The organism is Mycobacterium sp. TH-M25 (genome assembly GCF_057473665.1).
In genome coordinates this window covers 1-20462 of sequence record NZ_JBYCLA010000409.1, presented here as the reverse complement: position 1 = coordinate 20462, position 20462 = coordinate 1, and the positions used below count along the sequence as shown (strand labels likewise).

Sequence of the window (20462 nt, the reverse complement as noted above, 5' to 3'; positions counted from 1 at the left end):
GAGAGCTGTCGGTTCGAAAGATCGGGTATTCCGCTTAGATGAGCCGCCCGACACGCCGCAACCTGAGCATTCCCTCCTCGCGACCGTTGGCGGGGTCATACTCGACACGTGGCCAGCGACGAGGCTGTTCCGCTACCGGGAATCCTGCCCGGGGCTTTTGCCGAACCGGCGTACCGCTATCTGTCGCCACATCAGGCAGCGGTACTCGATGTCGCTACTCGCCGTTTGGATCTCGGCCCGCAAGACGACGCCGATGAGCATCGCGTGATCCTGTACATCGACCGACTGCTGTCGGTGTTGAACGTCGCGCCCGGTGGCCTGCATGCGGTGGGATCGCTACGGCATCGGGTGGCCGAACTTCGCAATCAGTACGTCGGCGGCATCGCTCTGCTCGACGAGCTGGCCGGCGGCGATTTCACCACCGCACCACCGCTACGGCAACAGATGACACTGGCCCACACTCAGCTCGATGCCTTCGTCGGAACGTTGTTCGGCCACATCATCGAAGCGATAGGTCTGATCGACGCCGAGGTCAGATTTCAATGACGGTCGGCACGATCATCGGCTGGCGGCGATAGGTCTCCCCTACCCACTTGCCGATCGTGCGCCGGACGGCCTGCGCGATCCGCGCCGGGTCGGTGACATTCTGGGCCACAAGCGATTCCAGCTCTGCTTCGACTTTACGAAGGGCGGGCTCCAGCGCCTTGGGATCTTCGGAGAAGCCGCGCGAATGCAGCTGGGGCGGCGCCGCCGGTTCTCCGGTCTCGCGCCTCAAGACGACGGTCACCGCCACGAAACCCGAAGACAGAATGAGACGTTCACCCAGCGTGGTGTCGCCGACGTCGCCGGTGATCAGCCCGTCGACGAACATCTTGCCGACCGGCACCGCGCCGGCGATGCTGACCTCGCCGCCGACCAGATCGACGCTGAACCCGTTCTCGGCCAGCACAATCGACTTTTCGGGTACTCCGGTGCTGGCGGCCAGCTTGGCGTTCGCCCGCAGCATCCGCCAGGTGCCGTGCACCGGCATGACGTTACGCGGCCGGATACCGTTGTAGAGGAACAACAATTCACCGGAGTAAGCGTGCCCCGAAACATGTACGCGGGCATGCTGATTCGTGACCACTTGGGCGCCGATCTTGGCCAACTCGTCGATGACGCCGTAGACGGCTTCTTCGTTGCCCGGGATCAGCGACGACGACAAGATGATCAGGTCACCGGCAGTAAGTGTGATACTGCGGTGCTCGCCGCGTGACATTCGCGACAGCGCGGCCATCGGCTCGCCCTGGGTGCCGGTGGTGATCAACACCACCTGCTCCGGCGGCATCATCTCGGCGGCGCCGATTTCGACCAAATCGGACTCGTCCACGGTGAGGAAGCCGAGATCTCGGGCGATACCCATGTTGCGCACCATCGAGCGTCCGACGAACGAGACGCGTCTTCCCAAAGCCGTTGCAGCATTGACGATCTGCTGCACCCGATCCACGTTGGAGGCGAAACAGGCGACGATCACGCGACCGTGCGCACCCCGGATAAGCCGGTGCAGCGTCGGCCCGATCTCGCTCTCCGAGGGTCCCACGCCGGGGATCTCGGCGTTGGTGGAGTCACACAGGAGCAGATCGACGCCGGCGTCACCGAGCCGGGACATGCCGGGCAGGTCAGTGGGCCGGCCGTCGAGTGGAAGTTGGTCGAGTTTGATATCGCCGGTGTGCAGGACAGTCCCCGCGCCCGACCGCACCGCGATGGCCAGCGCGTCGGGGATCGAGTGGTTGACGGCAAAGTATTCGCATTCGAATACTCCGTGGGTGCTACGCATCCCTTCAGCCACTTCGACGACCAGCGGTTTGAGGCGATGCTCACGACATTTGGCGGCAACCAGGGCCAGCGTGAATTTCGAACCGACCACCGGAATGTCGGGACGCAGCTTGAGCAGGAACGGAATTGCCCCGATGTGGTCTTCGTGCGCGTGGGTGAGGACCAGCGCTTCGACGTCGTCGAGTCGGTGTTCGATGTGACGAAGGTCGGGCAGGATGAGGTCGACGCCTGGCTCGTCGTGGGTGGGGAACATCACCCCGCAGTCGATGATCAACAACCGTCCGAGGTGTTCGAAAACGGTCATGTTGCGGCCGATTTCGCTGATTCCGCCCAGCGCGGTGATCCGCAGACCACCAGTGGCCAACGGAGCGGGCGGCGCCAGGTCTACATCCACCGGCTCACCTGAGCACCGAGGCCGCGCGCATGTCGGCGGCCAGTGCGTCGATCTGCTCAGCCGTCGCGGCGACTTGCGGCAATCTCGGGTCGCCGACCTCGATACCCTGCAGGCGCAATCCCGTCTTCGACATCGTCACCCCGCCGAGGCGGCCCATCGCATTGCACAGCGGGCTGATCGCGACAGTGATCTTGCGGGCAGTGGTGACGTCACCAGAAGCGAAGGCTGACAGCAGGTCCCGAAGCTGACTGGCCGCCACATGGGAGATCACGCTGATGAACCCGGTCGCGCCCATCGCCAGCCAGGGCAGGTTGAGCGCGTCGTCGCCGGAGTAGTACGCCAGACCGGTTTCGGCCATCAACTGCGCCCCGGCGTGCAAGTCACCCTTGGCGTCTTTGACACCGACGATGTTGGGGTGGGCCGCCAGCGTGCGAAGCGTCTCCGACTCGATCGGCACCACCGAGCGGGGCGGGATGTCGTAGAGCAGCACCGGCAACGGCGTCGCGTCGGCGATCGCAGTGAAGTGCGCTAACAGCCCCGCCTGCGGCGGCCGCGAATAGTAAGGCGTTACCACGAGCAGACCGTGCGCGCCCTCGGCCGCACTGGCCTTCGCCAGGTGGACGCTGTGTGCGGTGTCGTAACTGCCTGCCCCGGCGATGACCCGCGCCCGGTCGCCCACCGCCTCCAGCACAGCCCGCAGCACGGCCAACTTCTCGGCGTCGGTGGTGGTCGGCGACTCGCCGGTGGTCCCGGACATGACCAGGCCGTCACAACCCGCGTCGACCAGGTGCGTTGCCAAGCGGACCGCAGCCGGAAGGTCCAGGGAGCCGTCCGGCGCAAACGGCGTCACCATGGCGGTCAGCAGCGTTCCCAGGCGCGTGTAAACGTCGAATCCGCCGGTGCTCACGGACCAAGGTTACCTGGCGGTACCAAATGCGATTACTCCCGCGCGAGTGTGCGTGTTTGTACAGCGACACGCCGCCCGGCCTGTACAAGTGCGCACTTTCGCGCCCGTGGCAGGCCTGCTCAGGCCTCGGTGGCCAGCGGACTGGTCGCCACCTCGGTGCCGTCGGCCAAGGTGGCGATGTCGAAGTCGCCGAACACCGCCGGCGCCACGTCGACCAGCAGCCGCAGACACGCGATGGCCAGCCGCCGAATCTCGATGTCGGCGTGTTCGCTGGCCCGCATCGCGAGGAAATGTCGCCACGCGCGGTAGTTGCCGGTGACCACGATGCGGGTCTCGGTCGCATTGGGCAACACCGCCCGCGCGGCCTGGCGGGCCTGTTTGCGACGCAGATTTGCGTTGGGTTGGTCGGCGAACTTCTCTTCCAGCTTGCCCAGCAGTTCGGTGTAGGTCGCGCGACTGGCGTCGGCGGCGTCGGACAGGATGCGCCGCAATTCGTCGTCGTGCTCCATTCCCGGCGGGATGACGATCTGCGACTGCGCCTCCGGCACGTAGCGCTGCGACAGCTGCGAATACGAGAAGTGCCGGTGACGAATCAACTCGTGGCTGCACGATCGCGAGATGCCGGTGATGTAGAGCGAGACACTGGCATGCTCGAGCACCGAGAAATGCCCGACGTCGATGATGTGCCGCAGATAACTGGCGTTGGTCGCGGTCTTGGGGTTGGGCTTGGACCAGCTCTGATAGCACGCCCGACCGGCGAATTCGACCAGCGCCTCGCCCCCGTCGGCGTCGGTGTTCCAGTCCACGTCCGGCGGTGCGACGAAGTCGGTCTTGGCGATCAGTTGCACGTGCAACGGTGCGGGCTCGGCCACGGCGACCAACACTAGCGCGGGGCGTTTGCGCCGAGAAGCGGTCGGTTCCGCTGCTCGGGCGTCACGTGTGGATCCAATGTCACGTTCGACGGCGGCGGACTGCCGAATTCAGTGCACCCGCCAGATCGCCGCGCTTGCCGACGGTCATTCCCGACAAACCCAACCAACCCGCCATCGTCCCCAACTCCCCGGCCAGCGCCTCGGCCACCTGCGCCGGCGGACGATCGTCCTCGATGAAAGCGCCCACGACATGCAGCGCATTCGCGGTGCGATCGGCCTTGAGGTCGACCCGTCCCACCAACTCACCGTCGAGCAGGAACGGCCACACGTAGTAGCCGTACTGCCGCTTGTCGGCTAGTGTATAGATCTCGATCCGGTAGTGGAATCCGAACAGCCGCTGCACCCGCGGACGGAAAAAGATCAGCGGGTCGAATGGACACAGCAGCGCCGTGCCGCGGTCGTGTCGCGGAATCGTCTGTCCGGCAGGGAGATACGCAGGAGCCGACCACCCGTCGACCTCGACCTGCTCCAACTCACGGTCGGCGACAAGCGCGGTGATCGCAGGCTTGACCTGGGCGGCGGCCAGCCGGAAATAGTCGCGCAGGTCGGCCTCGGTGGCCACCCCCAGCGCGGTGGCGGCCCGCTGCACCAGCGTGCGAACAGCGAGGTCCTCGGCGACCTCGCGAGCCACCACCTCGGCCGGCAACACCCGCTCGGCCAGGTCGTAATGCCGGGCGAAACCCACCCGGGTCGCCGTGGTGAGCGTGCCGGCGGCGAACAGCGCCTCGGCCACCCACTTGGTGTCGCTGCGGCTGCCCCACCAAGCACCCCGCGGGCCCCGCGGTCCAGTGGCCAGGTGGGTCTCGATCTGACCGGCGGTGGCCGGTCCGAGCTCGGCGACGGCGGCGACGATTTTGTCGGCAAGCTGAGGATTGGCCTTGACGATGTGGGTCCCCCACCGTCCGTGCCGGTATTGACTCATCCGCCAGCGCATCAGCGGCCAGTCGTCGACCGCCATCAGCGCTGCCTCGTGCGCCCAGTACTCGACCAGCAGTCGTGGCGAGCGCGAGGTGTGCGCCCATGCCGCGCGATCCAGCACGTCGCAGTCATAGGGCCCAAGCCGGCTGAAGACCGGCGCATAGTGGGCCCGCACCGCGACCGACACCGAATCCAGCTGCAGCACGTGAATGTGTGAGATCAGTCGACGCAGGTGTGCACGGGTCACCGGACCGTTGGGCTTCGCATCGGCAAAGCCCTGCGCGGCCACGGCAAGTCGCCGGGCCTGCGCGACGCCGAGTGCGCTCACGCTCGCTGGTAGCTGTGAAACCGGTAGCGTAGGCCCGCGCGGCTGGTGTGCCACTCACCGGGCGTGCCGACCCACGCCTCGTCGAGAACCGGGGCCACGGCGTCGCCGTCGTCGCGGCGCAGGTCGATATCGATCTCGGTGACCTCACACCGGCTGGCCTGCGGTAGCGCTAGCGTGTAGATCTGCTCGCCGCCGATCACCCAGGTGTCCGGATCGGTTAGCGCGTCGTCGAGGCTTCCCACCACCGTGGCGCCGTCGGCGGCAAAGTCGGTTTGGCGGGTCACGACGACGTTTTTGCGGCCCGGCAGCGGCCGGACCTTCGCCGGCAGCGAATCCCAGGTGCGACGTCCCATGACCACCGTGTGACCGCGGGTGACTTCTTTGAAGTGGGCCTGGTCCTCGGGGAGTCGCCACGGGATGCCGCCGGCGCGGCCGATGACTCCGGACGTGGACTGCGCCCAGATCAGGCCCAGTCCGCTCATACGGCGACGGGCGCCTTGATCGCCGGGTGCGGATCGTAGCTTTTCACCACGACGTCGTCATAGGTGTAATCGAAGATCGAGTCACGCTGCGCAAGAACAAGTTTCGGATACGGCCGCGGATCGCGGCTCAGCTGCTGGGTGACCTGTTCGACGTGGTTGTCGTAGATATGGCAGTCGCCGCCGGTCCAGACGAAGTCGCCGACACCCAGGCCAGCCTGCGCGGCCATCATGTGGGTCAGCAGCGCGTAGCTGGCGATATTGAAGGGAACGCCGAGGAACAGATCGGCGCTGCGCTGGTAAAGCTGGCAACTGAGCCGGCCGTCGGCCACGTAGAACTGGAACAGCGCATGGCACGGCGCGAGCGCCATGTGCGGGATCTCCCCGACGTTCCAGGCCGACACGATGATGCGCCGCGAGTCCGGGTCGGTCCGCAGCAGGTTCAGGGCCGAGCTGATCTGGTCGACGTGATCGCCCGACGGCGTCGGCCACGACCGCCACTGCACCCCGTATACCGGACCGAGATCGCCTGTCGCACTGGCCCACTCATCCCAGATCGATACGCCATGCTGCTGCAGCCAGCCGACGTTTGAGTCGCCGCGCAAGAACCACAGCAGCTCGTAGATCACCGATTTCAGGTGCACCTTTTTGGTGGTGATCAGCGGGAAGCCCTGGGACAGGTCGAACCGCATCTGGTGCCCGAACAGACTGCGGGTACCGGTGCCCGTGCGATCGGCCTTCGGCGTGCCCTGCTCGAGTACCAGCCGCAGGAGGTCTTCATACGGCGTGGGGATCGACACGCGACTAACTTTAGCGGCGATCGCAAGCGCAGCGAAGATGCGCGCCGCGGGTCACCGCCATTTAGCGGGCGGCGATCGCAAGCGCAGCGAAGATGCGCGCCGCGGGTCACCGCCATTTAGCGGCGATCGCAAGCGCAGCGAAGATGCGCGCCGCGGGTCACCGCCATTTAGCGGGCGGCGAATGCCGGGGAGTAGAACGGATGGCATGCCGAACTTCACCGACACCGTCGCGACCCCCGACGGCTCCTGCCCCGTCCGCTTGTTCACCCCTGAAGGCCAGGGCCCCTGGCCGGGCGTCATCATGATTCCCGACGCCGGCGGAGTGCGGCAGACCTTCTTCGAGATGGCCGCCAAGCTGGCCGATTCCGGCTACGGGGTGCTGCTGCCCGACGTCTACTACCGCCAAGGCGACTGGGCGCCGTTCGACATGAAGACCGCGTTCTCCGATGACAACGAGCGCAAGCGGCTGATGTCGTTCATCGGCAGCATCAGCCCCGACGACTGGGCCTCGGATGCCAACGCCTACTTCGACTACCTGGCCGCTCGGCCCGAAGTCAGCGGAACGAAGTTCGGCATCACCGGCTATTGCATGGGCGGGCGCGCGGCGTTCACCATTGCGGGGCTCGTTGCCGACCGGGTCGCGGCCGCGACGTCCTTCCACGGCGGCGGACTGGTCACCGACGGCAACGACAGCCCGCATCTGCGGGCCGACCAGATCACGGCAGCGATCTACGTCGGCGGCGCGAAGGACGACGCGTCGTTCACCGCCGAGCACGCCGAGCAACTCGACAAGGCTCTGACGGCAGCCGGCGTCGAGCACACGATCGAAACCTACGCCGCCGGACACGGTTACGCCGTGCCCGACAACAGGTCCTATGACGCCGACGCCGCCGAGCGGCATTGGACAGCGATGCGAGAGTTCTTCGGGGCGAAGCTGAAGTAGTGCAGCATGCACGTCGACGCGATGACCCTCCCGCAGCCGCTCGGCCAGATCGGTGCGCTGGCCCGGCGGACCCAGGACGCCGGCTTCTCCGGGTTGCTGTTCACCGAGACCGGCCGCACCGCTTACCTCAACGCCGCGGTGGCCTCCCAGGCCGCGCCCGGACTCGAGTTGTCGACCGGCGTTGCGGTGGCATTTCCGCGCAGTCCGTTCGTGACCGCGGCTACTGCGTGGGAATTACAGGAGGCATCGGGCGGCAACTTCCGGCTGGGCCTGGGCACGCAGGTCCGTACCCACGTCGTTCGGCGGTACGGCGTGGATTTCGAGCGACCGGGCCCACGGCTGCGCGATTACCTGCTAACGGTGAAGGCCTGCTTCTCGGCATTTCGGTCCGGAAAGCTCGACCACCACGGCGACTTCTACAAGCTGGATTTCATTACCCCACAATGGAGTCCGGGACCAATCGAGGCGCCCGACCCTAAAGTCGACATCGCCGCGGTGAATCCATGGATGCTGCGGATGGCCGGCGAAGTGGCCGACGGCGTGCACGTCCACCCGATCGGCGAGCCGGGTTATCTCGCCCGGCACGTGATACCGAAAGTCGCCGAGGGGGCACAGAGCGCCGGCCGGTCACCGTCGAACGTCGCGATCATCGTGCCGGTGATGACGATTGTCGGCGACACCGACGAGGAGCGCGACGAGCAGCGCGAAGGTGTACGCGCCAGCATGGCGTTCTATGGCAGCACGCCCAACTACGCGTTCATCTGGGACGAAGCCGGGTTCGAGGGGACCACCGCGCGGATCCGGGAGAAGCAGAAGTCCGGCGACTTCGCCGCAATGGCAACTCAGGTCAGCGACGACCACGTCGCCGCGTTCGCCACCGAGTCGAGCTGGGACACGTTGGCCGACAAGCTGATCGAGAAGTACGGTGGGACGGCCACTCGGCTGGTGTTCTACAACGCTGTCGGTGATCCGGAACGCTTCGAGCGCTACGGCGAGGTCGCCCGTCAGGTCAGCGCCCGATCAGTCGCTGCATGAAATCGGGGTAACGCGCGCCTTGCACGTCAATACCGGCTGACACGGAATCGATTTCGTCGAGGTCGTCGTCGCTCAATGCGACGTCGGCTGCCCCGAGGTTCTCTTCGAGACGCTCCAGGCGCCGGGTCCCGGGGATCGGTGCGATCCACGGCTGCTGAGCGAGCAACCAGGCTAGCGCGATCTGGCCGGTTGTCGCACCCTTGCGGTCAGCGATCGTCTGCAGTAGGTCGACCACCGCACGGTTGGCCTCCCGAACCTCGGTGGCGAAGCGCGGGATGTTGTTGCGGATGTCAGTCTTCTCGAATTGCGTTCTCGCGTCGATACTTCCGGTGAGGAAGCCTTTGCCGAGCGGGCTGTACGGCACGAATCCGATATGGAGTTCGGCCAACGTCGGCAAGATCTCAGTCTCTGGTTCCCGCCACCACAACGAGTACTCGCTTTGCAGCGCTGCGACGGGCTGCACCGCGTGCGCCTGGCGAATGGTCTGCGCTGATGCCTCCGACATCCCGAAGTGCTTCACCTTGCCGCTGTCGATCAGTTCTTTGACCGCTCCGGCGACGTCTTCGATGGGCACCTCGGGGTCAACGCGGTGTTGGTAGAGCAGGTCGATGGTCTGCACACCCAGTCGGCGCAGCGAGTTCTCGGTGACCTCTTTGATGTGCTCGGGCCGACTGTTCAGCCCGGCGATATTGCCGTCAGCGCCGAAGGCGAACCCGAATTTGGTCGCGATCACCACCTGCTCGGCGAATGGCGCGAGGGCCTCGCCGACCAGTTCCTCGTTATCTCCGTACGCCTCAGCGGTGTCGAAGAAGGTGACGCCACGTTCGACCGCACCCCGGATCACCGCAATCATGTCGGTTCTGGGCCCGGACGGGCCGTAGCCTCGACTCATTCCCATGCAGCCCAGCCCAATTGCCGAGACCTCGAGATTGCCACCCAGATTGCGCTTGTCCATGTGTTACTCCCGCTACGATGCCGGCAGATCAACCAGCCCGGCCAACCGGGCGCGGTGACGGTAGGTAGTGCCGAATGCCAACTGATCGCTCTTGGCCCGCTTCAGATACAGATGCGCCGGATACTCCCACGTCATGCCGAGGCCGCCGTGCAGCTGAACGCACTCCTCGGCGGCGTGAACCGCGGCGCCACTGCAGTAGGCCTGCGCAACGGCCGCAGCGATCGTCGCGTCGGCGTCGTGCCGGGCACAGGTATCGGCGGCGTATCGGGCCGCCGCCCCGGCGGAGTTGAGTTCGACCCACAGATCCGCCAGCCGATGCTTGATGGCCTGGTATGAGCCGATCGCCCGGCCGAATTGCTTGCGCTGCTTGGTATACGCCAGCGTGGTCTCGAAACACCACTGCGCGACACCGAGTTGCTCGGATGCGAGTAGCGCCGCGCCGGTCTCCAGGGCCGCCGCCACCGCGGCACCGGCCGGCGAGGAGCCAACCCGCGACGAGGCCACATCGGAGAACTCCACGTTCGCGAGGGGTCTCGTCATGTCCAGGCTCAGAACCGGCGACACGTTCAGTCCCGCTGCGCCGCGGGCGACGGTGTGCAACTGCAGCCCATCGGCTCCGGCGACCGGAACCAGCAACACGTCGGCCTCCCCGACTCCGGCCACACTGGTGATCCGGCCGGACAGACCACCGCCACCGGCATCGACACCGTCGATCGTGTCACCGGGCGCGGTGGACAGTGGTACCGCCAGCGCAGCGGTCAGCGAGCCCGCCGCCAGGCCTTGGACCGTGTCGGTGTCTCCCACCTTCATCAGTGCGACGGTGGCCACCACCGCGCTGGACAGATAAGGCACCGGCGCGACAGCGCGACCGATCTCCTCCATCACCACGGCAGCTTCGCGGGCGGTTGCGCCCGCACCGCCGAGTTCCTCGGGCACCAACAGTCCGGCCATGCCCAATTCGGCGGCCAGTGTGTGCCACACGCCGGAAAAGTCTTGCGGTGCAGAGTCGTACAGGGATGTTATTGCTTCCGGCGGGCACCGGTCGGCGAACAGCCGTCGCACGCTGTCGCGTAATGCTTCCTCGGTGTCGGAGTACAGCAGATCGCTCATCGTGTTCACTTGTCCAGATCCTTGAAGGCAACGTCCTTGTCGACCCGGTGCTCCGGGGGCAGACCGAGAATGCGCTCGGCAATGGTATTGCGCAGTATCTCCGAGGTGCCGCCCTCGATCGAGTTGCCTTTGGCACGCAGGTAGCGGTATCCGGGATCGCGACCGATGAAGTCGACCGAGTCCGGTTGCCGCATCGTCCAGTCGTCGTACTGCAGGCCCTCTTCCGGGTGCAGTTCGATCTCGAACCCCGAAACCGCTTGCGCCAGGGCGGCAAATGCCACCTTCATCCCGGCGCCTTCGGGCCCGGGCTGTCCGACCGCGAGACGCTGACGTAGCCGCAGACCGGTAAGACGAACGACTTCGGCCTCCACCCACAGCTTCATCAGCTCGTCATGCATCGCGGCATTGCGCAACGCGGGCTGCGTCCGCCACGCCTCGGTGACCTTGCCGATGATCCCACTTTCCCGAGTGCCACCGGCCATCGAGCCGATGGCAACCCGCTCGTTGTTCAGCGTGGTGGTGGCGACCTTCCACCCACCGCCCTCGGCGCCGAGCCGGTTGGCGTCGGGCACGCGCACGTCAGTCAGGAACACCTCGTTGAATTCGGCTTCACCGGTGATCTGCCGCAGCGGGCGCACGTCGACGCCGGGGTCGGTCATGTCGAGAACGAAGTAGGTCAGGCCCTGGTGTTTGGGCACGGCCGGATCGGTTCGGGCGACCAGGATCGCCCGCTGCGCGTTCTGGGCGCTCGACGTCCATACCTTCTGCCCGTTGACGATCCAGTCCCCATTTTCCGAGCCGTCACGGACCGCTCGGGTGGCCACACCGGCCAGATCGGACCCCGCACCCGGTTCGCTGAACAACTGGCAGTAGATGTGCTCGCCGGTGAACAACGGCCGCAGAAACTCTCGCCGCTGCTCTTCGCTGCCGAACGCCGCGATGGTCGGTGCGGCCATCCCCATCCCGATGCCGTTGCGGGCACCCCCGCCACCGGGGGGCGCACCCGCCGCGGTCAACTCGTCCTCGACCTGCGCCTGGAAATCGCGTGACAGGTCCAGCCCGCCGGACCCGACGGGAAAGTGCACCCAGGCCAGCCCGGCGTCAAACCGCGCCGCGAGGAATTCGTGCGGATCGGCGTGTACCGGGTCGTGCTCGTCGAGCAGCGCCTGCACCCGGGCGTGCAGATCTTGCGCGTTCATCGGAAGCCCGCGGGATCGCCGAGCAGTCGGCCGCCGTCCAACACCAGCGTCTCGCCGGTGATCCAACTCGACTCGTCGGACACCAGAAAGGCGACGGCGGCCGCCACGTCGGGCGGTTCACCGATCCGGCCCAGTGCGGTACCTTTCGCCACCAGATCCTCGTGGTCTTTCCACAGCGCTTCGGCGAGCTTGGTCCGAACCACACCCGGGGCGATCGCGTTCACCCGAACCTTGGGTGAAAGTTCTAGTGCCAGTTGCTTGGTGACATGGATCAGCGCGGCTTTGGTCGCGTTGTACATGCCCATGTTCGGTGCCTGGTGCATCCCGCCGATGGATGCGATGTTGACGATTGCCCCGCCGTGTTCGCGCATCCAGGCTTTGGCCGCCAGCGACGTCCACAGCAGCGGCGCCCAGAGGTTGACGTCGAAGGTCTTGGCGAACCGGGCGTGATCCTGGTCGATCAACGGGCCGTATGCCGGGTTGGTGCCGGCGTTGTTGACCAGGATGTCGATGCTGCCGAAGCGGTCGAGGGCGACGTCGACGCAGTGCCGCGCGGCGTCTTCGTCGACAGCGTGTGCGGCAACGCCGATGGCGGTGCCGCCGACCTGCTCGGCCGCGGCGTCGGCGCTGTCCTGTTTGCGCGAGGTGAGCACGATGTTGGCGCCGCCCTGGGCCAGCCGCTGCGCGGTCGCCAGGCCGATTCCCCGCGAACCTCCGGTGATGAGTGCGGTAAGGCCGTTGAATTCGGTCATAGTCCCTCCATCAGGCTGTGCTGGTAGCGACGCATGCCGCGCAGCCAGCGGTCGTAGTCGGCGCCTTTGTGGCGATACATCTCCAGCACCGCGGGGTGCGGGAGAATCAGGAATTGCTCGTCGTCGATCGCGGCCAAGACGACCTCGGCGACGTCGTTAGCTTCCATCACGTCGCCCGCGGAGGTGACGGCCCGCGTGGCGAGCCGGGCCAGCGGATCGTCGGACTCCCCCGGCGAATACAGCAGCTTGGTGTTGACGCCCATCGGGCACAAGCAGCTGACCCGCACACCCTGGTCGCCGAAGGTGATGTTGAGCCACTCGGCGAATCCGACAGCGGCATGCTTGGTCACCGAGTAGGTGGCCGATCCGAGCTGCGTGAGCAACCCCGCGGCCGAGGCGGTGCTGACAAAGTAGCCTTCGCCGCGCTGCACCCAGCCGGGGACCAGCAGTTGCGCCGCGCGGATGTGCGCTTTGAGGTTCACATCGATGGATTGATCCCACTCGGCCTCGGTCACGTCGAGTCCCGCCACCCCGGTGATACCCGCGTTGGCGAAGTAGAAGTCGACTGGGCCAAACTCATTCTCCGCCAATGCAATCAGCTGTTGGATGTGACGGGTTTCGGAGCCGTCACCGCTGGCGGCGACGGCGACGCCGGGCCGGTCTGAGTTGAGGCCGTCGACAACCGCCTGGGCAGCGTCCCCGTTCAGGTCGGCGACCACCACCCGGGCGTCCTGGTGCGCCAGCTTGGTGGCCAGCGCCGCACCGATACCGTTGCCGCCGCCGGTCACGATGGCGACTTTGTCGGCAACTTTCACGAGCGATCTCCCTTCTGATGGGCCTGGATTTCACTGCATAACAGCCGGGTGATCCAGCCCCGGGTATCCGCCGGGTCGATCACGTCATCGAGTTCGAACGTGCTGGCCGAGGTGAGCGCCTTGCCGTGCTGATAGGCGGCCTCGACCAACGTGTCGAACAGTTTCTGTCGTTCCGCTGGATCGGCGATAGCGGCCAATTCCTTGCTGAAACCCAGCCGAACCGCGCCCTCGAGACCCATGCCACCGATCTCGCCGGTCGGCCAGGCCACGGTGAAAGCCGGAGCGTGGAAGGAGCCACCGGCCATCGCCATGGCGCCCAAGCCGTAGCCCTTGCGCAGAATCACCATCCCGAACGGCACGGTCAATCGCGCGCCGACGATGAACAGGCGACTGAAGCGCCGAACCGCGGCGTCGACTTCGGCGTCCGGGCCGACCATGAAGCCGGGTGTATCGCACAGCGAAATGATCGGCAGCCCAGCCGATTGGCACAGCGTCAAGAAATCGGCCATCTTGTCGGCCGCCTCGGCATCGATCGCACCACCAAGGTGATGACTGCTGTTGGCCAGCAAACCGAACGGCACGCCTTCGACGCGGACGAGCGCGGTGACCACCCCGACGCCGAAGTCGGCACGCAACTCCAGCACCGAGCCGATATCGGCCACCGACTCGATCGCGTGGTGCACGTCGTAGGCCCGTAACCGATGCTCGGGCAACACATGTCGCGCGCGCCGCGGATCGGGCGCCTGCCAGGTGTCCTGTCGGCCGTGGAAATAGGACAGATACTGCTTGGCCAGTGACACGGCATGGGCCTCGTCGCGGGCGGCCAAACCGACCACGCCGTTGCGCCGTTGCACGTCGATCGGCCCGATGTCCTCCGGCCGGTACTGGCCCAGCCCGCCGCCTTCGATCATCGCCGGCCCGCCCATGCCGATGTTCGCATCGGGCGTCGCGATCACGACGTCGCACGTGCCGGCCAGCGCCGCGTTACCGGCAAAGCACCTGCCGGACACGATCGAGACCAGCGGCACCCGGCCGCTGAGTGCGCCCAGCGCCCGAAAGGTGGGCACGTCGAGACCGGCGATGTTCGCGACGTCGGTGTCACCGGGCCGGCCGCCGCCTCCTTCGGCGAACAGCACGACCGGCAGCTTTTGGCGGGCCGCCAACTCGAAGATCCGGTCGGTTTTGGCGTGGTTACGCATGCCTTGTGTGCCCGCAAGCACGGTGTAGTCGTAGGACAACACCGCAGCGCGGGCGCCGCCAATCGTCGCCACCCCGGCAATCAAGCCGTCCGCAGGGGTGTTGGCTATCAAATCCTCTTCCGAGCGCCTGCTGCGCTGCGCGGCCACTGCCAGCGCGCCATACTCGACAAAGCTTCCCGGATCGATCAGATCGTCGATGTTTTCGCGCGCGGTGCGTCGATTCTGTTTGTGTCGCTTCGAGATTACCGCCGGCCGACCCCCGTCCAGGGTAAGTAGGTGACGCCGGCGGACTTTCTCGAGATCGGCGCGATCTCGGTCGAGGTCGAGCGAGGCGACCTCGGCGGGCCCTGCGTTGTCGCCATTGCGGGTGAACACCATCAGCGGGTCACCGGTTCCGATAACTTGACCGGGTGTCGCCAAGATCCGGACCGTGCGCACAGCATCCGGTGCGGGCAACAGGTGCTGCATCTTCATGGCTTCGAGGACGGCCAACTGCGCGCCGACGTCGTAATCCTGACCCTCTGAGGCGATCTCGACGACAGTACCGGCCAATTGGGCGCGCAACACTTCCTCTCCGGGATACAACTCCGGCGTCACGAGGTGGGTCTCGTGCTGCCGCTCCTGGGCGGCGGCGGCTAATACCGGCAGGTTCTCGTCGACGAAACTCGTGACCACTGGAGCCTCGTGAATGTCGTTGTGCGACAGAATCTCCTGCAGGAATCCGATGTTAGTTCGAATACCCTCGATGCCGAATTCGTCTAGCGCGCTCTGCGCTTTGCGCAGCGCGGCGGAGAACGACGATCCACGCACCCGGGTGATCACCTTGGCCAGCAACGAGTCGTAGCGCGGGCTCGGCGTGAGCCCGGTTCGGCCGAAGGTGTCGACTCGCACTCCGGGGCCACTCGGCGGGGAGAATACCGCGAGGGTGCCCGCCGCCGGAAGGACCGACCCGTCGGCGCCCATCGTCTCCATGTTGACCCGCGTCTGGATCGCGATCCCGCGTACTGCTGCCAGGGCGCCAATCACCTCATCGCCCTCGGCCACGATACCGGCCGGCAACCGGAGGTGGTGGAACGACGAACCCTGCGCGATCCGTAACTGCACGGCCACCAGATCGACTCCGGTCACCTCTTCGGTGATGGTGTGTTCGACTTGAATCCGAGGGTTGACCTCCAGAAACACGAATCGCTGTCCGGTGACCAAAAATTCGACCGTGGCGATTCCGCGGTAGTCGGCCCGCGCGCACAGCCGCGCTGCGGCCCGGTGCAGATCGCGCCGTAACGCCGACGAAAGGCCTTGCGCTGGAGCGATTTCGATCAGCTTTTGGTGGCGGCGCTGAATGCTGCAGTCTCGGTCGCCGAGTGCGAGCGCCCGCGACGGCGTCGCGACGATCTGCACCTCGATGTGTCGGGCGTCGGCCAGGTGTGCCTCGGCGAACAGCGCCGGATCGCCGAAACCGAGTTCGGCCTCATCGGCGCACTGGCGGTAGGCGTCGTCAATCTGCTCGGCACGGCGCACGATTCGCATGCCACGACCGCCGCCACCCGACAGCGCCTTGATCACGATCGGCCCGCCCTGGGCTTGGGCGAACGCACGGACGCCCTCGACGCTGGTGGGCCCGTCGGTGGCCGACAACACCGGCACCCCGGCCGCTGTCGCCGCGAACCGTGCCGAGGATTTGTTGCCGAACAGGTCGAGCGCGGCGGCGTCCGGTCCGACGAACGTGAATCCCGCTCCCGCGCAGGCCCGCGCGAACTCGGATTGTTCGCTGAGAAACCCGTAGCCCGGATGGATCAGTTCAGCGCCGCAGTTCTTGGCCGCCATCAGTATCGCGGCGTGGTCCAGATAGGCCGCCGGGCCGGTGCCGGGAAGCGGGATCGCCTCGTCGGCCGCGTGCACGTGCGGGCTGTCGGCATCGTCAGCTGCGTAAACGGCGACCGTGCTGAGTTCTAACTCCGTTGCGGTGCGGATGATTCGGAGCGCGATCTCGCCGCGGTTGGCGATCAACAGGCGCGTCACGTGCGGTCCTTCTCGAGGTCGACCATTGCGGGGGTTGGCGTTCGTCCCGATCCCATCATGCCGTCGCGACTATTGGCCCCTCTTTCCGGTAAGGCTTGTAGATTAGTGTCGCGTCGATGACGGACCGATTCAGCGAAGGACACGATGATCAAGCGTTACCTGCTCGCAGCCCTGGGAACCGCGCTGGCAACCGCGGGACTGACCGCGACGGCGCCCCCGGCCAGTGCCGGGTGCATCGATCCCGCGGGGATTCCGCTAGCGCAGATGTGTGACAGCCCCGTCGACAGCGACGGCATGTGGGAACGGTGCCTGACCACCTACCCGGGCGGACCGCTGAGCCCCGCTTCGGTCGACTGCAACACGATGAGTGCCGGCGACCCGCCCAAGGAGGCGGACCCGGTCATGCTGACGCCACCGACGCATATCGACGGTTGAGCTGAGGACTACCGCGGGAGCTGGCCCGGTCCCCGACTGGCCGCTGCGGTAGCGTCGGTCGGTGTCAATCAATCGACGCAAGATATTGGGCGGGGCGGGCCTGGCCGGCGCGGCTGCCGCCACCGGTGTTGGCGTTGACCGCTTGGTCTCGGGCTATCACACCGACAAAGACATGTCGCTCGCCGTCGATGCGGCGCGCTTCGGCGATCCGCGCATACCCGCCGAAACGCTCACCGACAGATCCCACCTGGTCCACCTCGGCGCCGCGCCGATCAGCAGTTTCGACGGGGGCTCGTTTCAGCAGGCCGACGAACGCAATTTCCCGATCCTCACCGGTCAGGAGGCCAGCGTCGTGTTGCTGACGTTGCAACCTGGCGGTGTGCGCGAACCGCACTGGCATCCCAGCGCGTGGGAGATCAACATCGTCACCAAAGGTGTCGCGAGCTGGCTTCTCGTTGACGGCAACGGCAACCACGAACATCTCGAACAACAGGTCGGCGACGTGGTGTTCGCCCCCCAAGGCTCGTTCCACTTCTTCGAAAACCGCGGCACCGACGACATGAAAATCGTCATCATCCAGAACACGAGTGCGGCCGAAGCAGAAGACAACATCGGCATCGGCGAGTCGATCAGCAAGCTGCCACCCCGGGTTTTATCCGCCATTTTCGGCGTACCCGCCGAAACATTCGACAAGTTCACGAAATATGACAAAGCAGCCATCATCCTGCGGCGGCATTAGGACGATTCAATGACCGATGACGCCGCACGCTTCGGCGATCCGCGCATACCCGCCGAAACGATCACCGACAAATCCCACCTGTTCCACCTCAGCGCCACGGCACCCGCCACCTACGACGGCGGCGCACAGCGACAAGCCCATGAGCAGAACTTCCCGATCCTCACCGGGCAAGAAGCCAGCATCCAACTGATCACGTTGCAATCCGGCGGTATTCGTGAACCGCACTGGCACCCCAGCGCGTGGGAGATCAACATCGTCACCAAGGGTGCCGCGAGCTGGGTTCTCATCGACGGAAACGGCAACTACGAAAGCTTCGAGGCCGGCGTCGACGATCTGGTGTTCGCGCCGCAGGGATCGCTGCACTACTTCGAAAATATGGGCAAGGAAGATCTGGAGGTTCTGATCATCCAGAATTCGAGCGCGGCTGAAGACAAAGACAACATCGGCATCGCCGAGTCATTGAGTCAACTTCCGCACCAAGCGTTGGCCGCCATTTTCGGCGTACCCGCCGAGACATTCGACAAGTTCAAAAAGTTCGACAGCGCCATCACCATCCTGCGGGCGCGTTGACCAGTCACTGCATGAGCGTTGCCGCGAGCGTCGCACCCAACTCGTAGCCGCGCTCGCGGGCACGGGCGTCCACCTCGCCGATGATCTCCAGCGCGTCAGCGGCCTTGGAGAGCGCCATCCCGGTGACGACCTTCTCCACCGACGAAACCGCGCCAACCGTGTCGTTGTTGCCGTGCACCCACAGGCCGTACGGCCGTCCGGCCACATGATCGAGGGTCGGGTAGTACACCGTGTCGAAGAAATGCTTCAGCGCTCCCGACATGTATCCGAGATTGGCCGGCGTTCCGAACAGGTAGCCGTCCGCATCGAGCACATCAGGAATAGTGGCGGCCAGTGCCGGCCGGGTCATTACCGCCACGCCGGCTATCTCCGGGTCGTTGGCCCCGGCCAGCACCGCTTCGAGGACTTCGCGGGTGGCCGGCGACGGCGTGTGATGAACGATCAACAGTGTCTTGGTCATTCGCGCCCTTGCAGCTCGACGGCCCTCTTCATCGATTCGCGAGCGCGGCTGCGATCTCCCGCGTAGTCGTAGGCGCGCGCCAGCCGGTACCAGCGGCGCCAGTCGTCCGGGTCAACGTCCAATTCGGCTCGCACGTCAGCGAATAACGCGTCAGCAGCGTCGCGTTCGATGCGCCCCGATGGCCGCCGCGGCAGCGCACTCACGTCGAGCTCCATCCCGTCCTCGGCGACAAGCCGCGCCAGCCGCTGGTGCTCGAAGCCGGCACGCAGCGTGGCGATCATTGCCCACAGCCCTATCACGGGCAGGAGCAGCAACGCGCAACCCAAGGCGATTGCCACGGCCCGCCCGGTGCCGATCATCAGCACTGCGGTCCTGCCCAGCAGCACGATGTACACCAGCAACGCCGCGCACATCAGTGCGATCAGCAACGGGATGCGCACACCACGCAAGTTCTGAGTCATCACAGGTCGAGCAGCGATTCGATTCCTATTGTCAGGCCGGGGTATTCGGCAACGCGCCGCACCGCCAACAGCACGCCCGGGACGAACGAGGTGCGGTCGATGCTGTCGTGGCGGATCGTCAGGGTCTCCCCTAACGTGCCGAACAACACTTCCTGATGGGCGACCAACCCGGCCAGTCGTACGGAATGAACCGGCACGCCGTCGACGTCAGCACCGCGCGCCCCCGGCAGGCTGGTAGTCGTAGCATCGGGGTTGGGCGGCAGGTCTTTTCGCGCTTCGGCGATCAACGCGGCGGTGCGGGCGGCGGTCCCTGAGGGGGCGTCCGCCTTCTGCGGATGATGCAACTCGATCACTTCGACCGACTCGAAAAACGGCGCGGCTTGCCTGGCGAAATGCATCGACAGCACCGCGCCGATCGCAAAGTTGGGCGCAATCAGCACGGCGACGCCCGGCTTGGCAGCCAGCCATGACCGCACCTGCTGCACCCGCTCATCGGTGAAGCCGGTGGTGCCCACCACGGCGTGAATGCCGTTGTCGATCAGGAACTCGAGGTTGCCCATGACGACGTCGGGATGAGTGAAGTCGATGACCACGTCCGTCTTGCTGTCGGTCAACAGGCTCAGCGCATCGCCGGCATCGACTTCCGCCGACAGGGTCAAATCCTCGGCGACCTGGACGGCGTGCACCATGGTCGTTCCGACTTTGCCCTTGGACCCCAGCACAGCTACTCGCATGTCTTCACCCTAGAGCGTGCCGACTTTATCCACAGTTGCGCCGTTGTCCACAGATGTCCGGCAATACGCCGTCCAGACGACCCCAGATGGGCGGAGGCTGACATAGCCTTTCGAACATGCATGCGATTACGGCGGCCCTCGACGCGCTGGACGCCGCAGTGACCACAATCAACAAGCTCGACTTCGCCGCCGCCGATCCGATTACCCGCCTGCACGCGCTCGAACGTCTCGAGACGGCGCGGCGTCGCCAGCTCGTCACAGGCCACGATCTTGTCGCCGGCCTTGCCCACGAGGACCCTGCCGACGTCGGCGGGCCGGTCCACAAGGTGATCGCCGACTGGCTCCGGATCAGCTGCGCAGACGTTCGCCGCCGTCTCCGCGAGGCCGAGCAGTTGCGACCGCGCACCACGATCACGGGCGAGTCGTTGCCGCCGGCGTTGCCCGCGACGGCCCAGGTCTGGAG

Annotated in this window: 21 protein-coding genes and 1 pseudogene; 7 read left to right on the top strand and 15 right to left on the bottom strand. The window is 65.9% G+C overall.

All coding sequences use genetic code 11. The features are described 5' to 3' along the window. Positions 1–108 precede the first annotated feature (108 nt). Positions 109–546 (top strand): hypothetical protein, encoded by a 438-nt coding sequence (locus tag AC2VOU_RS13780; protein WP_486957890.1) that lies wholly within the window; start codon positions 109–111, stop codon positions 544–546. Here the strand turns inward: AC2VOU_RS13780 and AC2VOU_RS13775 are convergent. From AC2VOU_RS13775 to AC2VOU_RS13750, 6 genes are all read right to left on the bottom strand, one after another. Continuing rightward, positions 533–2209, bottom strand: coding sequence for a ribonuclease J (locus AC2VOU_RS13775; protein ID WP_486957889.1), 1677 nt, complete (start codon positions 2207–2209; stop codon positions 533–535). The two genes, AC2VOU_RS13780 and AC2VOU_RS13775, sit on opposite strands and share 14 nt — an antisense overlap. A gap of 4 nt (positions 2210–2213) precedes the next feature. Further along, entirely contained in the window at positions 2214–3116 is a 903-nt protein-coding gene (gene dapA, locus AC2VOU_RS13770) for a 4-hydroxy-tetrahydrodipicolinate synthase (RefSeq protein ID WP_486957888.1), read from the bottom strand. Between the two features lie 119 nt (positions 3117–3235). Further along, positions 3236–3988 (bottom strand): FAD-dependent thymidylate synthase, encoded by a 753-nt coding sequence (gene thyX / locus AC2VOU_RS13765; protein ID WP_486957887.1) that lies wholly within the window; start codon positions 3986–3988, stop codon positions 3236–3238. A gap of 79 nt (positions 3989–4067) precedes the next feature. Continuing rightward, the gene (locus tag AC2VOU_RS13760; protein WP_486957886.1) at positions 4068–5294 is read right to left on the bottom strand and encodes a winged helix-turn-helix domain-containing protein; all 1227 of its coding nucleotides are present in this window, start codon (positions 5292–5294) and stop codon (positions 4068–4070) included. After that, the gene (locus tag AC2VOU_RS13755) at positions 5291–5776 is read right to left on the bottom strand and encodes a dihydrofolate reductase (protein WP_486957885.1); all 486 of its coding nucleotides are present in this window, start codon (positions 5774–5776) and stop codon (positions 5291–5293) included. Before AC2VOU_RS13755 ends, AC2VOU_RS13760 begins: the two co-directional genes overlap by 4 nt. Next, positions 5773–6573, bottom strand: a complete 801-nt coding sequence (locus AC2VOU_RS13750; protein ID WP_486957884.1) for a thymidylate synthase — start codon at positions 6571–6573, stop codon at positions 5773–5775. Before AC2VOU_RS13750 ends, AC2VOU_RS13755 begins: the two co-directional genes overlap by 4 nt. A gap of 205 nt (positions 6574–6778) precedes the next feature. Here AC2VOU_RS13750 and AC2VOU_RS13745 point away from each other — a divergent pair, with 205 nt between their 5' ends. Next, positions 6779–7516, top strand: a complete 738-nt coding sequence (locus AC2VOU_RS13745) for a dienelactone hydrolase family protein (RefSeq protein ID WP_486957883.1) — start codon at positions 6779–6781, stop codon at positions 7514–7516. Between the two features lie 6 nt (positions 7517–7522). After that, positions 7523–8551, top strand: coding sequence for a TIGR03617 family F420-dependent LLM class oxidoreductase (locus tag AC2VOU_RS13740; protein WP_486957882.1), 1029 nt, complete (start codon positions 7523–7525; stop codon positions 8549–8551). Here AC2VOU_RS13740 and AC2VOU_RS13735 read toward each other — a convergent pair. From AC2VOU_RS13735 to AC2VOU_RS13710, 6 genes are read right to left on the bottom strand one after another with little or no spacing between them, the layout of a single operon-like run. Beyond that, complete coding sequence (locus AC2VOU_RS13735) at positions 8526–9506, bottom strand: aldo/keto reductase (RefSeq protein ID WP_486957881.1); 981 nt, start codon at positions 9504–9506, stop codon at positions 8526–8528. The two genes, AC2VOU_RS13740 and AC2VOU_RS13735, sit on opposite strands and share 26 nt — an antisense overlap. 12 nt (positions 9507–9518) lie before the next feature. After that, positions 9519–10616: an acyl-CoA dehydrogenase family protein gene (locus tag AC2VOU_RS13730; protein ID WP_486957892.1), complete on the bottom strand. Its 1098-nt coding sequence runs from the start codon at positions 10614–10616 to the stop codon at positions 9519–9521. Between the two features lie 5 nt (positions 10617–10621). After that, positions 10622–11815 carry an acyl-CoA dehydrogenase family protein gene (locus tag AC2VOU_RS13725; RefSeq protein WP_486957880.1) on the bottom strand — a complete coding sequence of 398 codons (1194 nt, stop codon included), beginning with the start codon at positions 11813–11815 and terminating at the stop codon, positions 10622–10624. Then, positions 11812–12567, bottom strand: a complete 756-nt coding sequence (locus AC2VOU_RS13720; protein WP_486957879.1) for an SDR family oxidoreductase — start codon at positions 12565–12567, stop codon at positions 11812–11814. Before AC2VOU_RS13720 ends, AC2VOU_RS13725 begins: the two co-directional genes overlap by 4 nt. Continuing rightward, a complete protein-coding gene (locus AC2VOU_RS13715) occupies positions 12564–13382 on the bottom strand; it encodes an SDR family oxidoreductase (RefSeq protein WP_486957878.1) in 819 nt (272 codons plus the stop codon). Before AC2VOU_RS13715 ends, AC2VOU_RS13720 begins: the two co-directional genes overlap by 4 nt. After that, the gene (locus AC2VOU_RS13710; RefSeq protein ID WP_486957877.1) at positions 13379–16600 is read right to left on the bottom strand and encodes an acetyl-CoA carboxylase family protein; all 3222 of its coding nucleotides are present in this window, start codon (positions 16598–16600) and stop codon (positions 13379–13381) included. Before AC2VOU_RS13710 ends, AC2VOU_RS13715 begins: the two co-directional genes overlap by 4 nt. A gap of 144 nt (positions 16601–16744) precedes the next feature. On the opposite strand from AC2VOU_RS13710, the gene AC2VOU_RS13705 reads away from it, so the two are divergent. From AC2VOU_RS13705 to AC2VOU_RS13695, 3 genes and pseudogenes are all read left to right on the top strand, one after another. Beyond that, a complete protein-coding gene (locus tag AC2VOU_RS13705) occupies positions 16745–17035 on the top strand; it encodes a CDGP domain-containing protein (protein WP_486957876.1) in 291 nt (96 codons plus the stop codon). An 82-nt stretch (positions 17036–17117) separates the two neighbouring features. After that, positions 17118–17774: a cupin domain-containing protein gene (locus AC2VOU_RS13700; protein WP_486957891.1), complete on the top strand. Its 657-nt coding sequence runs from the start codon at positions 17118–17120 to the stop codon at positions 17772–17774. Next, positions 17775–18344 (top strand): annotated as a pseudogene (locus AC2VOU_RS13695) (cupin domain-containing protein); the annotation flags it as partial. It lies immediately after the preceding gene. Between the two features lie 4 nt (positions 18345–18348). Here AC2VOU_RS13695 and AC2VOU_RS13690 read toward each other — a convergent pair. Genes AC2VOU_RS13690 through dapB form a run of 3 tightly spaced genes read right to left on the bottom strand, consistent with a single transcriptional unit; the run spans position 18349 to position 19999 of the window. Beyond that, a complete protein-coding gene (locus tag AC2VOU_RS13690) occupies positions 18349–18804 on the bottom strand; it encodes a flavodoxin family protein (RefSeq protein ID WP_486957875.1) in 456 nt (151 codons plus the stop codon). After that, positions 18801–19265, bottom strand: coding sequence for a hypothetical protein (locus AC2VOU_RS13685; protein WP_486957874.1), 465 nt, complete (start codon positions 19263–19265; stop codon positions 18801–18803). Before AC2VOU_RS13685 ends, AC2VOU_RS13690 begins: the two co-directional genes overlap by 4 nt. Next, entirely contained in the window at positions 19265–19999 is a 735-nt protein-coding gene (gene dapB / locus AC2VOU_RS13680; RefSeq protein ID WP_486957873.1) for a 4-hydroxy-tetrahydrodipicolinate reductase, read from the bottom strand. Before dapB ends, AC2VOU_RS13685 begins: the two co-directional genes overlap by 1 nt. A gap of 116 nt (positions 20000–20115) precedes the next feature. Between dapB and AC2VOU_RS13675 the strand changes: the two genes are divergently transcribed. Further along, positions 20116–20462: DUF222 domain-containing protein (locus AC2VOU_RS13675; protein ID WP_486957872.1), on the top strand; the 347-nt coding region annotated here is incomplete at its 3' end.